Raw genomic sequence first — 13,061 nt, forward strand, 5'->3', positions numbered from 1 at the left:
GCCGGCGGCGTGCGCGGCCCCGACGACCTCGCCGCGCTGGCCGGCGCCGGCGTCGCGGGCGCCCTGGTCGCGTCGGCGATCCACGACGGGCACCTCAGGGCGGAGCACGTCCGGGCGGAGCACTTGCGGGCGGAGCACTTGCGGGCGGAACATCTGCGCGCCGGGCGCCTGGCGTGAATCTTCCCGGTCCGCCGCGCCGCTGTTAGGGTGGCGGCCGACCCCCGTTGGCATTCGATAGACCGGCAAGGACGATGGACAGATTCAACACCCTGGCGGGCGTCGCGGCGCCCATGCGGATCATCAACGTCGACACCGACCGGATCATCCCGAAGCAGTACCTCAAGACGATCAAGCGCACCGGCCTCGGCAAGGGTCTGTTCGCCGAGATGCGCTACCGGGACGACGGCTCCGAGAACCCGGACTTCGTCCTCAACCAGCCGGCCTACCGCAACGCCAAGATCCTGGTGGCGGGCGACAACTTCGGCTGCGGCTCGTCGCGCGAGCACGCGCCCTGGGCGCTGACCGATTTCGGTATCCGCTGCGTGATCTCGACGAGCTTCGCCGACATCTTCTTCAACAACTGCGCCAAGAACGGCATCCTGGCGATCGTGGTCTCGCCGGAAGACCTCGAGAAGCTGTTCGAGGATGCCGAGCGCGGCGCCAACGCCACCCTCTCGGTCGACCTCGAAGCCCAGACCATCCGCGGCCCGGACGGCGGCACGCTGCACTTCGACATCGATCCCGGCCGCAAGGAGAGCCTGCTCAACGGCCTCGACGAGATCGGCCTGACCCTGAAGCGCGCGCCGAAGATCGACGCCTACGAGGACAAGCTCGCCGCGCGCGGCTGGGCGTGAGGGGGCGCGGACGGCCTGCGGATCGTCCGGCGCCCTCGAATTAAGCCTGGGTTAACCGTTCCCTCCCAGGCTCCCACGCTTCGGACACCATGCGAGCGACGACGATGCAGCGATCTCCCCGGCAGCGCTCCTCCCGCAGGCCGATCCTGCCGTGGATCGCCGTCGCCTGCCTCGCGACGACCGGTGCGCGGGCCGACTTCCAGTCCTGCCTCGCCGGCCTGCAGCAGCAGGCGGCGGCGCAGGGCGTCTCGGCGCAGGCGTTCCGCAGCGCCACCGACGGGATCGCCTTCGACGACAAGGTGATCGAGCTTTCCCAGGCGCAGCCCGAGTTCAAGACGCCGATCTGGGACTACATGGCCGCCCTGGTGGACGACGAGCGCGTCGACGACGGCAAGGCGGCGATGCGCCAGCACGGCGCGGCGCTCGCCCAGGCCGAGGCCCGCTACGGCGTCGATCGCTTCACCATCGCCGCGGTCTGGGGCGTGGAATCGAACTTCGGCAAGAACCTCGGCAAGATGCCGCTGGTACAGTCGCTGGCGACGCTGGCCTGCTCCGGCAACCGCCGGCGCGACTTCTTCCGCGGCGAGCTGATGGCGACCCTGAAGATCATCGCGCACGGCGACATCGAGCCCGCGCGCCTCAACGGCTCGTGGGCCGGCGCCTTCGGCCAGACCCAGTTCATGCCGACGACCTACCAGCGCCTGGCCGTCGACCTCGACGGCGACGGGCGCCGCGACGTGGTCGATTCCGTGCCCGACGCCGTCGGCTCCACCGCGAACTTCCTGCACGTCGCCAAATGGTCGAACGGACAGGGCTGGGGCTACGAGGTGAAGCTGCCGGCCGGCTTCAACGCGGGCGCCGCCGGGCGCAAGAACAAGAAGCCGGTGGGCCACTGGGCCGCGCTCGGCGTCAAGCGCGTCGACGGGCGGCCGCTTTCCGCCGAGGGGCCGGTCGGCATCATGATCCCGGCAGGGGTCGAGGGGCCGGCCTTCCTCGTGACCAAGAACTTCGACGCGATCTACTCCTACAACGCCGCCGAATCCTACGGCCTCGCCATTGCCGTGCTGTCCGATCGCCTGCGCGGCCGGGCCGGCATCCAGGCCGAGTGGCCGACCGACGACCCGCCGCTGTCGCGGGCCGAGCGCCGCGACCTGCAGGCCCGCCTGACCGCGCGGGGCTACGACGTCGGCGAGCCGGACGGCAAGGTCGGCGCCAAGACCCGCGACGCGATCAAGGAGGTCGAGCGCAGCCTCGGCATGCCGCAGACCGGACGCCCGGGCGCGAAGGTGCTGGAAGCCTTGCGCCGGTGACCCGGCGCCTGATCGGCTCGGGCTCGCCGTTCGAGGCGGCCTACGGCTACTCGCGCGCGGTGATCGACGGGGGCTTCGTGTTCGTGGCCGGCACCACCGGCTACGATTACGCCACGATGACGATGCCGGAGGACGCCGCGGCGCAGGCCGAGGCGTGCTGGCGCACGATCGCCGACGTCCTCGCCGAGGCCGGGTCCGGCCTCGGGCGCATCGTGCGGGCGACCTACCTCGTCACCGACCGGGCGGATGCCGAAGCCGTGCTCGCGGTCTGCGGGCGCGTGCTGGCCGAGGTGCGGCCGGCCGCGACCCTGCAGGTCGTCGCCGGCCTTCTGCGCGCCGAGATGAAGGTCGAGATCGAGGTCACGGCGACCGTCGGATGACGGCCGCCGATCCCAGTTGGTTTAAGAGTGCCCGATCAATAGGGCCGGCCGTAATAGGGCCGGCGGACCGGACGGTAGCGGTCCTGGACGGGGCGGGCGTAGCCGTCGCCGTAGGCGCCGAGATAGGGATCGAGCTCCGGCGCGCGGTAGTTGCCGCTGTTGACGCCGGCCGAGCGGTCGTTCCCGTTCAGCGCGGCATAGGGCGAGAGTCCGCTGCCGCTGTCGCTCCCGCCACCGCCGCCACCCCAGGCGAACACGGCACCGGTCGAGCCGAGAAGAAGGCCCGTCGCGAGCGCGGCCCGAACCGCCTTGGTCGTCGTCTTGCGTGTCATCGCTTCGCGTGCCCCGATCGACGTGCCTGCCATGATCCTCTTGCGATCTCGCTAGAGGATGGCTTGAGGCTGGAAAACCGATTTCCTCGACTGGAAGTTCCGCTGGCGCCGGGGTGACTGGGACGTACGGGTCGTCGATCGTGTCGCACCTGCGCCATGCGCCGGTTGGTCCACACCGAGTCGCGCGCAGGCTGAGTGCGCGTCCACCGGAATGAAGGCGGCCGCCCGTCCTGGCCTGATGGGCCGGCCTCAGCTCTTCGCGACGGGCCCGGCTTCCGCGAGGTAAGCCCAGGCGGTGGCCTCGTCGGCGAGGTCGAAGGTCTTGGTGTCGACCGGCATCACCGTCCCGGAGAGCTTGATCATGGCGCGCGCGAACGACGGCGCGCCGACCACGACGTACTTCCGGATGTGGGCCACCGAGCGCACCATCACCTGGCTCGCGTAGCCGTCGAACCGCGCCCCGAGATCGGTGCCCTCGTAGTTCGACATGATCAGCAGCATGTCGAACCGGTCGACCGTCTTCATGGCCGCGTCGGCGATGGACGACATCCACGCGATGTCCGGCTCGGTGATGCGGTCCTTGATCTCGAAGGCGAGAAGGTCGGCGCGCGGGGATTCGCGCTGTATGATGGAACCGTCCGGTGCTGCGTTCACGCGCCCCTCCCAGGGTCTGCCGTCGTCAGACGATGCCGCTGGCCTCGTACGGCCAGGGCAGGCCGAGATGCGTCGCGACCTTCTCGGCGTCGTGGCCGACGGCGTCGACCGCCGCACCGAGCTTCTCGACGGGAACCTGGAGCTTGCGCGCCCAGTAGGCGGCCGCGTCCGGCGTCGAGAGGTTGACGGTCTGCGGTTCTTGGGTTGCGTCGGGCGGCATTCGGGTCTCCTGCCTCCCCCAATGCGGGAGCGCACGTCCGGTTCATTCCCGCCGGCGCGGGCCCGGCGTCTCCGGCGGCTTGCGCCCTCGCGCGGCACGCATCGCGCGGGGCCGGACCTAAGGAACAGCCCCTGGGCGAGGCGGTTGGCAGGTACGACTTATGGAGTACCGTGCATGGATGTCTGGCAGCTCATCGGACGCGATCACGCGAACATCGAGCATCTCATCCACGACGCGCCGAGAGCCTTGAACGGACCTGGCGTCGTCAGGAGCCGGGAGCGACTCCTCGACCACCTCGTCGACGCGCTCGAAGCCCACGCGCAGGCGGTGTCCGTCGGCCTCTACGCCCCGCTCGGCCGGCTGCCGCAGACCCGGCGGCTCGTGGACGAGCTGTCGGACGGGCACCGGGCGTTCATCGGCCAGCTCTCCGACCTGGCGCGGCGTCGCCGCAAGACCTCCGAGGGCTGGCTGAACGACTTCGAGGATGCGACCTACCTCGTGGATCAGCACCTCCATCGGCTCAAGCACGAGCTGCTGCCCGCCGCCCGCACGCTGCTCTCCGACAGGCAGGCCGACGACGCGGCGCGGGCCTTCGTCCAGGCGCGGCGGTGGGCGCTGCAGGCACGGCACCCCGAGCCCGCCCCGCGGAGCGAGCTGGACCTCAAGGTCATCGTCTGCACCCTCGCGGTCGGCGTCGGCTACCTCCTGTGGCAGAGCGGGTTCCTCGGCGGGAGCAGCCGTAAGCGCGCGAAGGGTCGCCCGGCGGCCGACGGCCCGGTGCGGCGCCGGGAGCGCATGCTCGACGAAGGGCTCGAGGACACCTTTCCCGCCAGCGATCCGATCTCGGCCCAGCGGTTCACCTAGCAGAGGTGCGTGAGGCCAGATCGGCCGCATTCAGCCTCCTCTGTTCGTCGAACGCGTGGATGTCCTGATTGAGGAGAGGGTCATGCCGGACTTGGCGACATCGGACTTGGCGACATCGGACTTGGCGACATCGCACTTGGCGACCTCGGACTTGGACGCGAAGCGCGAAGAGATCGCCGCCCATTTCGCGCGCGAGCTCGGATTCGACGGGCTCGCAGGCTTGAGCCCGTCCGACCGGGCCCGCGTCGACCGCCGGACCGCGGAGGCGATCGACGGTTGCGACCCGGCCGCGCCGGAACCGGTCGACGGCTCGGGCGCCGACGATGGGATGCGCCGCCACCTCGCCGAGTATCGCGGCCTGCTGCAGCTCCGGACCGACGCGGCCAACGTCCGGCTGGCGGAAGCGGGCGAGGTGTTCGCTCCTGAGGACGACGCCTGACGGGGGCCGCCGGGAACGATCGGCGTGGAAAACCAGCCGTGCGGAAAACGAGGCGGCGCGTGCCCGGGCCGTTCCGCTGCGATCCGGTCCGTGCCATCCTTTCCCGAAACGGAGGATGCGTCGGATGCGGCGATGGCTCGCGACCTTGGGGCTTGTGCTGGCATGCGGTGCCGGCGTGATCGCCTTGGGGGGCTCGGCGGTGGCGCAGGAGATCAAGCGGACCGAACTCGGACGCTCGCCCGTCTCCGGCGACGACACCCGGGAGATCGTCATGCAGCTGGTGGAGTTCCCGCCGGGCGCGACCTCGCCCCGCCATTTCCACAACGGCGAGGAGTCGTTCTACGTGATCGAGGGCGGGACCGTGCAGGTGGCCGGCAAGGAGCCGAAGGAGCGCCCGGCGGGCGAGCGCGGCATCAACCAGCGCGGCGTGCCGCATGCGGGCTACACGGTGGTCGGCGACAGGACGATCAAGATCCTGTCGGTCTACGTGATCGACAAGGGCAAGCCGCTGCAGGAGCCCGCGCCCTGATCGCAGGCCGGCACCGACTCCATCCAAGCCGGGGCGCACGCTCCGAACATCCCCAGGTGAAGGGCGACAGGACATGAACGACACGCCGGATTTGGATCGCGCGGCCCGCGCGATCGCCGAGAACGTCTACGCGGCGTTCTGCCGCCAGGCGACGATGCCGGCCCACCCGCTCGAGGAGCAGACGGTCGTGACGCGGCTCGTGGAGGCGATCCGCCCGCAGGTCGGCGGCGCCCCGGGAGCGATCGTCGAGGCCGCCAACGCCGCCCTGTCGGCCTGGGAGCAGCGCGATCCGGACGTGCGCGGTCCGCGCGTCGTCGCGGTCGATCCGGCCGACGGCTCGGTGACCCTGGGTTAGCGGTCGAAGCTCGGCACCCGTCTCCGGGCGACCTGCCCGGACGACCTGGATCGCCGAAAAGGAGCCCCCAGCATCGTGCCTGCCTTCGCTGATGGAGACGCCGCGATCGGTGTCGGGCTGGCCTTCGTCGCCGGCTTCGTGGACGCCGCCGCCTTCATCGCCCTGACCGGCCTGTTCACGGCCCACGTCACCGGCAACGTCGTCCTGATCGGTGCGGAGCTGGTCTCGACCTCGACCGGGGTCCTCGCGAAGCTCCTTGCCCTGCCGACGTTCATCCTGGCGGTGGCCGTGACCCGCCTCATCGCCCTGGCCCTCGAGCGGAGGGGGGCGTCACCGCTGCGCCCGTTGCTGGTGCTTGAAGCCGCCGCGCTGATCGCCTTCGCGATCGTGGGCGCGTCCCTGTCGCCGCTCGGCTCGCCGGACGGCGCGAAGGCGATCGGCGTCGGCATGCTCGGGGTCGCCGCCATGGGCATCCAGAACGGCATCGGGCGTCTGGTGATCGGCCACCTGGCCGCGACCACCGTGATGACCGTGAACGTCACGCAGGCCGTGATCGACCTGACCGACCATGCCTGCGGGAAGACGCTCGGCGCGCCGGCCGCCACCCGCCTTCGGCGCACGCTGTCGGCCGTGCTGGCGTTCGCGGTCGGCGCCCTGGCGGGCGCCTTCGGGGTCGCCGCCCTGTCCTTCGCCTGCGTGCTCGTGCCCGCCGTCGTCCTCATCGGATTGCTGTTCGTCCCGGATCGCGAACCGAGTCCGTGAACGGCCGCCATGGGCCGGACGCGCGCGCCTCGATACCCGGCTTGGACCACCCGCGCTCGGACATGCCCTCACAGCCGGGCTCGCAGTCCAGGCGTCCGTGCAGCGCCGCTCGGGGTTGCCGAAGCGCGGGCGTCACGCCGTCTCCGCATCCCGCATCGAGGGCCGACGCCGGAGGCCGCGACGGTCTGAGCCGGCGCGCGTCGGCGTCCGGCCCCTGGTGCCCGGAGCGCCGGAGCCCTAAAGCCCAGGCATGCTGACCTCACCGACGACGCGCCGCCCGCTGGTCCTCGCCGCGGTGATGGCGGCGATGTTCATGATCGCGATCGAGGCGACGATCGTCTCGACCGCGATGCCGCAGATCGCCGGGCAGCTCGGCGACCTCCACCTCTACGCCTGGGTGTTCGCCTCCTTCCTGCTGACGCAGACCGCGACCACCGTGGTGTTCGGCAAGCTGTCCGACCTCTACGGGCGGCGCCCGGTGCTGCTGTTCGGCATCGCGGTGTTCCTCGCCGGCTCGCTGCTGTGCGGCTTCGCCTGGTCGATGCCGTCGCTGATCCTGTTCCGGCTCGTGCAGGGCGTCGGCGCGGGCGCGATCCAGCCCGTGAGCATGACCGTGGTCGGCGACCTCTACTCCGCCCGCGAGCGCGGCCGGGTGCAGGGCTATCTCGCCAGCGTCTGGGGCGTCTCCTCGGTGGCCGGGCCGCTCGCCGGAGGCCTGATCATCGGGCACCTGAGCTGGCCGTGGATCTTCTGGATCAACCTGCCGGTCGGCGTCCTCGCGGCCGCCCTGTTCCTTCTGTTCCTGCGCGAGGAGGTGGAGCGCAAGCGGCGCCGGATCGACGTGATCGGGGCCGGCCTCTTCACGCTGGCGATCGCCGCGCTGATGATCGCCCTAACCGAGACCTCGACCGCGCCGGCCGTGGCGACCGCCTCCGGCCTGACCTTCCTCGTGGCGATCACGCTGTTCGTGCTGCAGGAGCGGCGGGCCGCCGACCCCATGCTGGATTTCGCGCTCTGGGGGCAGCGCTCGATCCTCACCGCCAACGCCGCGACGCTACTCTCGGGCATGGCGATCATCGGGCTCACCGCCTTCCTGCCGATGTACGTGCAGGGCGTGCTCCGGCAATCGCCGCTCGTGGCCGGCTTCACCCTGACCCTCATGGTGCTCGGCTGGCCGGTCGGCGCGACCACGGCGGCGCGCAGCTTCGTCCGGTTCGGCCTGCGGCCGGTCCTGCTGCTCGGCGCCGCCCTGCTGCCGATCGGGGCGTCGGCCTTCGTGGCGTTGGGCCCGGAGACCTCGCCCGCCGTCGCGGCGGCGGGGTCGATCGTCATGGGCCTCGGCATGGGCTTCCTGTCGACGGCGGCGATCGTGATCATCCAGGACAGCGTCGCCTGGGCGCAGCGGGGGGCCGCCACCGCCTCGAACATCTTCGCGCGCAACCTCGGCTCGACGCTCGGCGCCACCGCCCTCGGCGCCGTCCTGAACTACCGCCTCATTCATCCGGACGGCGGGGCCACGGTGGACCCCGACCAGCTGCGCCGCCTGCTCGACAACCCGGCGAGCCTCGGCGGAGCCGGCGAGGCGGCCCGCATCAGCCTGCAGCACGCCCTGCACGGCACCTTCTGGACGGTCTTCGCGGTTGCGCTGCTGACGCTGCTGACCGCCCTGCTCGTCCCCCGCGTGGTGATCGCCGACGCCGTGCCGGCCGTCGCGGAGTAGCGAGCGCCCGATCCGGACCGCGCGGACGGCGTCTCACGCGGGCCGGGCCGTGTCCTCCTGCCGGACGGCGAGGCGCAGGAAGCTGACCACGCTGGCGATGGCGGCGAAGGCGCCGCCGAGCCCGAGCGCGAGCGCCGGCCCGTGCGCATCCGCGATCGCGAAGCAGGCGGCCACGAGGGCGGCGCCCATGGTCTGGCCGAGGAGCCGCGAGGTGGCGACGATGCCGCTCGCGCCCCCGGACCGCGCGGGCGGCGCGCTCGTCATGATCGCGCGCAGGTTCGGCGCCTGGAAGAAGCCGAAGCCGCCGCCGCAGATCGCCATCCGCCAGCCGATGTCCACGACGCTCGGGTTCGCCGGAAGTCCCGCGAGCAACCCCATCCCGAGGGCGAGGATCGCGAGCCCGATGCCGCCGAGCAACCCGGGCGGGTAGCGGTCCGAGAGCCGCCCGGCGAGCGGCGCCAGCAGCGCGACCACGACGGGCCAGGGCGTCATCAGGAAGCCGGTCTCGACCTGCGTGCGCCCGAGCGTGTGCTGGAACAGGAACGGCAGCGAGACGAAGGCGAGCCCCTGCGCCGCGAACGAGCACACCGACGTGGTGGCCGAGAGGGCGAACAGCGGACGCCGGAGCAGGTCGGCGGCCAGCATCGGCGCGGGATGCCCCGCCTGCCGGCGCAGCAGGAGCAGGAAGCAGGCGAGCGAGCCGACGGCTTCCGCCAGGATGCGCCAGAGCGGTCCTTCGTGGGCCGCCTCGCCGAGGGCGAGCACGAGGAGCGCGAAGGCGGAGGCGTTGAGCAGCGCGCCGACGACGTCGAAGCGATGGCCGGAGCGCCCGGTGTCCGGCAGCGCGGTCCAGGCCAGGAGCAGGGCGACGAGGCCGATCGGCACGTTGACGGCGAAGAGCCAGGGCCAGGGCGCGGCGACGAGGATCAGCGAGGCGACGGTCGGGCCGACCGCGAAGCCGACGCCGACGACGAAGGCGTTGAGGCCGACGCCGCGCCCGAGCTGGTCGGCCGGATAGATGAAGCGGATGAGGGCGATGTTGACCGCCATCAACGCGCTCGCGCCGACGCCCTGCAGCACCCGCGCCGCGACGAGCGTCGGCAGCGACCAGGCCAGGGCGCAGACGAGCGAGGACGCGGTGAAGAGGATGAAGCCTGCGATGTAGATCCTCTGCTGGCCGACGATCTCGCCGAGCGCCGCGATCGGCAGCAGCGTCGCCACGACGGCGAGCTGGTAGGCGTTCACGATCCACACCGAGGCGCTTGGGTCGACGCCGAGGTCGGCGGCGATGGTGGGAAGGGCGGTGTTGGCGATCGCCGTGTCGAGGGTCGCGAGGGCGACGCCGGTGAGCACCGCGACCATCGCCCGCCCCCGTCGCGCCGGCGGCAGGCCGTCATGGGCCGGAACGTCCGACGGGGCGATCGGTGAGGACATCGCGTGGGGATCTCGCGGGGGTGGCGGCGTGCTGCATGCGACCGTGGGCGGCACCTTGGCAAGAGTGCCCGGGGCCAGCGCAACCAGGGCGAGCGGTGCCCCATCGCGAGACGCGCCCGCCCCGCCCCGTGGAGGCCGCCTTAACCGCCCCGCGCCATCCTTCGCACGAGCCGCGTCGCGTATCGGCTCACGCTGGTGAGATCCGGGGTTCCCCCGCCCCGTGAGCAGATCGGGGCGGGGCCGAACCGTGGGCGTGCCCCCGAAATGGGAACGCGGCCTGCAACGGTGGGTCGGCCCTAATCCTGTGCCTGAGGGCTCGCCTCGATCCGCCGTGGCTCTCGATGCCGTGGCGGACAGGCGGGTCTGTCGCGTCCGGCCGAATGGGAGCGGGCGCGCGAGCGAAGGGCGGCCGCGCCCGGCGAAGCGCACGACATCCCTTGCTGTCGCGCTCCGTTCGCGGTACGCACCATCGGCGTCGCCGACGGGCTCGACGGATGAATCGTTCAGCCGAAGTACACGTCGTATCAACGGCTTGGGCCTGTAGCTCAATGGTTAGAGCCGACCGCTCATAACGGTCTGGTTGCAGGTTCGAGTCCTGCCGGGCCCACCACTCCCTTCCGACGGCGTTGGATTCAGCAAGCCACCGCGAAATCGGAGCTTTTTCGCGCGCCGTCCCACGGACAGGTCGCACGGCTCGGCGGGTTCGGTGCGCCGTTACACGAACAGGGGGCGTCGAAGCGGGCGCCGCGACTTCCGGATGCAGATGCCGACCGGGATGGCTACGCGATCTTGCCCATCAACGCGATCGTCCAGCACTCCGGCATCCTGGGTTCGTCGGCGGCGGTAATGTGATCTGGATCGACCGTGCCGCGGGCACGCCCGTGGCCGGCTCGGACTCCGCGCGAGGATTGCGGTGGCCGGGTCACTCAAGGCCGCGCCGCCTCAGGCGAAGTGCTTCGACAGCTTCAGCCCTTGCGCCTGGTAGTTCGAGCCGGCGCCGGCGCCGTAGAGCATCCGCGGCACCGCCTCCATGCGCTCGTAGACGAGGCGGCCGACGATCTGACCGTCCTCGAGCAGGAACGGCACGTCGCGCGAGCGCACCTCCAGCACCGCGCGCGCGCCGGTGCCGCCGGCGCCGGCATAGCCGAAGCCGGGATCGAAGAAGCCGGCGTAGTGGACCCGGAACTCGCCCACCAGCGGGTCGAACGGGACCATCTCGGCGGCGTGGTCGGGCGGCACCTGCACCGATTCCTTCGAGGCCAGGATGTAGAACTGGCCGGGATCGAGGATCAGCGAGCCCGAGCCGTCGGCCGGCAGCGGCTCCCAGAACTCGGCCGCCGCGTGGCGCCCGGGGGCGTCCACGTCCACGAGGCCGGTATGGCGCTTGGCCCGGTAGCCGATGAGCCCGTCGAAGCCGGCGAGGTCCACGGAGACGGCGACGCCGCCGTGGAAGGACGGCGCCGCCGCGGTGACGAGCGGCGAGCGCGCGTGCAGCGCGACGAGTTCGTCGTCGCGCAGCCGCACCGTGCCGCGGCGGAAGCGGATCTGCGACAGGCGCGAGCCGGTGCGGACCAGGACCGGGAAGGTGCGCGGCGAGATCTCGGCGTAGAGCGGCCCGCGATAGCCGGCCTCGACCTGGTCGAACGCCTCCGCCCGGTCGGTGATGACGCGGGTGAACACGTCGATCCGCCCGGTCGAGCTCTTCGGGTTGGCCGCCGCCGCGAGGGTCTCGGGCAGGGCCAGGGATTCCTGCAGCTCGGCGATGTAGACGCAGCCGGTCTCCAGCACCGCGCCGGGCCGCAGGTCGATCTCGTGGAACGAAAGGCGCGCGACGCAGGCCGAGACCGCGCGGGACGCGCCTGGCAGGAAGCTGGTGCGCACGCGCCAGGCCCGCGCCCCGAGGCGCAGGTCGAGGCTCGCGGGCTGGATCTGGTCGGCGGCGAAGGGGGAAGCCGTCAGGATGCCGCCCGCCTGCGCCAGGGCGGCGATGCCCTCGGCCGACAGGATGCCGTCGCGCGGCGCTCCGGGTGCCGCCGCGGCGCCCTGCCCCGCAGAAGAAGCGTTCCCGGCTGAAGGGCTTGTCCCGGCAACCGGGCTCGGCGTCGTGCTCATGTCTCTCGCGCGCCCCGTCCGGCCGTCACCATCGGTCGTTTTCGGGCAAAGCGCCTAACGCCGGCTTAAAGGAGGCTCGGCCGGCGCCGGGCGCGGCTCGCCCGGTTCCTCGCCGGGCAGGGCGAGGACGATCCGGATCAGGGCGAGCCGGGCCAGCGCGCCGATCGCGATCAGGCCGGCGAGCGCGCTCGCGAGCACCGGGACCGCGCGAGGGAACAGCAGCAACGCGGCCCCGCCGGCGAGGAGGCCGAGGGCGCCGCCGACGCCGAGCACCAGGGAGGGCAGGCCGGAAAGCCGCGGATCGGGGCCTGTCCGTCCCGCGATCCGGGCCGCCGCGATCCGGGCCCCGCCGTCGAGGATCAGCGCCGCCGCGAGCGCCGCCGCGGGGGGCAGGTTCGTGCCGGGATCGCGCCAGGCGAGGAAGCCCGCGACCGCCAGGAGCGCCGTCCAGGCGGCGCCGTGCGCGAGCGCGGGCAGCGAGGGCCGCGCGCCCCCGAACCGCCTCGGGCGGCCCGTCAAACCCTCGACCATGCCGGCCCTGCCCCTGCCGCCGCCGCGACGTACTTCACCGCGATTGACGGGAATTCTCCCGGCAACTACCACGATGAAAGTCGCATCGAAAAGCGGCTTCGAGCCGTCTAGACCCGAGCTAGACCGAACTCGGTCGCCGCTGAAGAGGGCAATTAGGGACGATGTACAAGGCCGAGACGCGCGGAATCAGCGTGACCGTCAATCCGCGCTTCGTCGAGGAGGAATCCTCGCCGGGCGAAAGCCGGTACTTCTTCGCCTACACCGTCGAGATCGTGAACAACGGCGCCGAGCAGGTGCAGCTCCGCTCGCGCCATTGGCGCATCATCGACGGGCGCGGCGACTGCCAGGAGGTGCGTGGCGCCGGCGTCGTCGGCAAGCAGCCGGTGCTGGAGCCGGGCGAGTCGTTCTGCTACACCAGCGGCTGCCCGCTCACCACGCCGGACGGGCTGATGGCCGGCAGCTACACCATGGCCACGGTCGCGGGCGAGAGCTTCGAGGCCGAGATCCCGGCCTTCTCCCTCGACAGCCCGCATATCCGCCGCAGCCTGCACTGATCGGTTTCGGG

Annotated in this window: 16 protein-coding genes and 1 tRNA gene; 11 read left to right on the top strand and 6 right to left on the bottom strand. The window is 71.9% G+C overall.

Going from position 1 to position 13,061, the window contains the following annotated elements; all coding sequences use genetic code 11:
* Positions 1–251 precede the first annotated feature (251 nt).
* The 3 genes from leuD to FV229_RS10755 all read left to right on the top strand — a co-directional run bounded on the left by leuD (position 252) and on the right by FV229_RS10755 (position 2,544).
* A complete protein-coding gene (leuD, locus tag FV229_RS10745) occupies positions 252–854 on the top strand; it encodes a 3-isopropylmalate dehydratase small subunit (RefSeq protein WP_147751963.1) in 603 nt (200 codons plus the stop codon).
* Between the two features lie 104 nt (positions 855–958).
* Positions 959–2,164 (top strand): lytic murein transglycosylase, encoded by a 1,206-nt coding sequence (locus FV229_RS10750; RefSeq protein WP_147751964.1) that lies wholly within the window; start codon positions 959–961, stop codon positions 2,162–2,164.
* Positions 2,161–2,544 carry a RidA family protein gene (locus tag FV229_RS10755; RefSeq protein WP_147751965.1) on the top strand — a complete coding sequence of 128 codons (384 nt, stop codon included), beginning with the start codon at positions 2,161–2,163 and terminating at the stop codon, positions 2,542–2,544. Before FV229_RS10750 ends, FV229_RS10755 begins: the two co-directional genes overlap by 4 nt.
* A 35-nt stretch (positions 2,545–2,579) precedes the next feature.
* On the opposite strand, the gene FV229_RS10760 is transcribed toward FV229_RS10755, so the two are convergent.
* From FV229_RS10760 to FV229_RS10770, 3 genes are all read right to left on the bottom strand, one after another.
* The gene (locus FV229_RS10760; protein ID WP_238272083.1) at positions 2,580–2,876 is read right to left on the bottom strand and encodes a hypothetical protein; all 297 of its coding nucleotides are present in this window, start codon (positions 2,874–2,876) and stop codon (positions 2,580–2,582) included.
* A gap of 249 nt (positions 2,877–3,125) precedes the next feature.
* Complete coding sequence (locus FV229_RS10765) at positions 3,126–3,530, bottom strand: STAS/SEC14 domain-containing protein (protein ID WP_187273786.1); 405 nt, start codon at positions 3,528–3,530, stop codon at positions 3,126–3,128.
* A 25-nt stretch (positions 3,531–3,555) separates the two neighbouring features.
* Entirely contained in the window at positions 3,556–3,750 is a 195-nt protein-coding gene (locus FV229_RS10770) for a DUF3606 domain-containing protein (RefSeq protein ID WP_147751967.1), read from the bottom strand.
* 174 nt (positions 3,751–3,924) lie between these two features.
* Between FV229_RS10770 and FV229_RS10775 the strand changes: the two genes are divergently transcribed.
* The 6 genes from FV229_RS10775 to FV229_RS10800 all read left to right on the top strand — a co-directional run bounded on the left by FV229_RS10775 (position 3,925) and on the right by FV229_RS10800 (position 8,419).
* Positions 3,925–4,614 (top strand): hemerythrin domain-containing protein, encoded by a 690-nt coding sequence (locus tag FV229_RS10775; RefSeq protein ID WP_147751968.1) that lies wholly within the window; start codon positions 3,925–3,927, stop codon positions 4,612–4,614.
* 121 nt (positions 4,615–4,735) lie between these two features.
* Entirely contained in the window at positions 4,736–5,053 is a 318-nt protein-coding gene (locus FV229_RS10780; RefSeq protein WP_246685423.1) for a hypothetical protein, read from the top strand.
* 124 nt (positions 5,054–5,177) lie between these two features.
* Positions 5,178–5,582, top strand: coding sequence for a cupin domain-containing protein (locus FV229_RS10785; RefSeq protein WP_147751969.1), 405 nt, complete (start codon positions 5,178–5,180; stop codon positions 5,580–5,582).
* A 73-nt stretch (positions 5,583–5,655) separates the two neighbouring features.
* Positions 5,656–5,937, top strand: coding sequence for a hypothetical protein (locus tag FV229_RS10790; RefSeq protein ID WP_147751970.1), 282 nt, complete (start codon positions 5,656–5,658; stop codon positions 5,935–5,937).
* 75 nt (positions 5,938–6,012) lie between these two features.
* Complete coding sequence (locus FV229_RS10795) at positions 6,013–6,699, top strand: YoaK family protein (protein WP_238272084.1); 687 nt, start codon at positions 6,013–6,015, stop codon at positions 6,697–6,699.
* A gap of 250 nt (positions 6,700–6,949) precedes the next feature.
* Positions 6,950–8,419, top strand: coding sequence for an MDR family MFS transporter (locus tag FV229_RS10800; RefSeq protein ID WP_147751972.1), 1,470 nt, complete (start codon positions 6,950–6,952; stop codon positions 8,417–8,419).
* A gap of 33 nt (positions 8,420–8,452) precedes the next feature.
* On the opposite strand, the gene FV229_RS10805 is transcribed toward FV229_RS10800, so the two are convergent.
* Positions 8,453–9,853 (bottom strand): MFS transporter, encoded by a 1,401-nt coding sequence (locus tag FV229_RS10805; RefSeq protein ID WP_147751973.1) that lies wholly within the window; start codon positions 9,851–9,853, stop codon positions 8,453–8,455.
* A 534-nt stretch (positions 9,854–10,387) separates the two neighbouring features.
* Here FV229_RS10805 and FV229_RS10810 point away from each other — a divergent pair.
* A tRNA-Ile gene (locus FV229_RS10810) sits at positions 10,388–10,463 on the top strand.
* 332 nt (positions 10,464–10,795) lie between these two features.
* On the opposite strand, the gene FV229_RS10815 is transcribed toward FV229_RS10810, so the two are convergent.
* Positions 10,796–11,965 (bottom strand): 2'-deoxycytidine 5'-triphosphate deaminase, encoded by a 1,170-nt coding sequence (locus tag FV229_RS10815; protein ID WP_147751974.1) that lies wholly within the window; start codon positions 11,963–11,965, stop codon positions 10,796–10,798.
* A gap of 54 nt (positions 11,966–12,019) precedes the next feature.
* The gene (locus FV229_RS10820; protein ID WP_147751975.1) at positions 12,020–12,496 is read right to left on the bottom strand and encodes a hypothetical protein; all 477 of its coding nucleotides are present in this window, start codon (positions 12,494–12,496) and stop codon (positions 12,020–12,022) included.
* Between the two features lie 161 nt (positions 12,497–12,657).
* Here FV229_RS10820 and apaG point away from each other — a divergent pair, with 161 nt between their 5' ends.
* Entirely contained in the window at positions 12,658–13,050 is a 393-nt protein-coding gene (apaG, locus tag FV229_RS10825; RefSeq protein ID WP_147751976.1) for a Co2+/Mg2+ efflux protein ApaG, read from the top strand.
* Positions 13,051–13,061: the final 11 nt, after the last annotated feature.

This window comes from Methylobacterium sp. WL120, assembly GCF_008039465.1.
Lineage (GTDB): Bacteria > Pseudomonadota > Alphaproteobacteria > Rhizobiales > Beijerinckiaceae > Methylobacterium > Methylobacterium cerastii.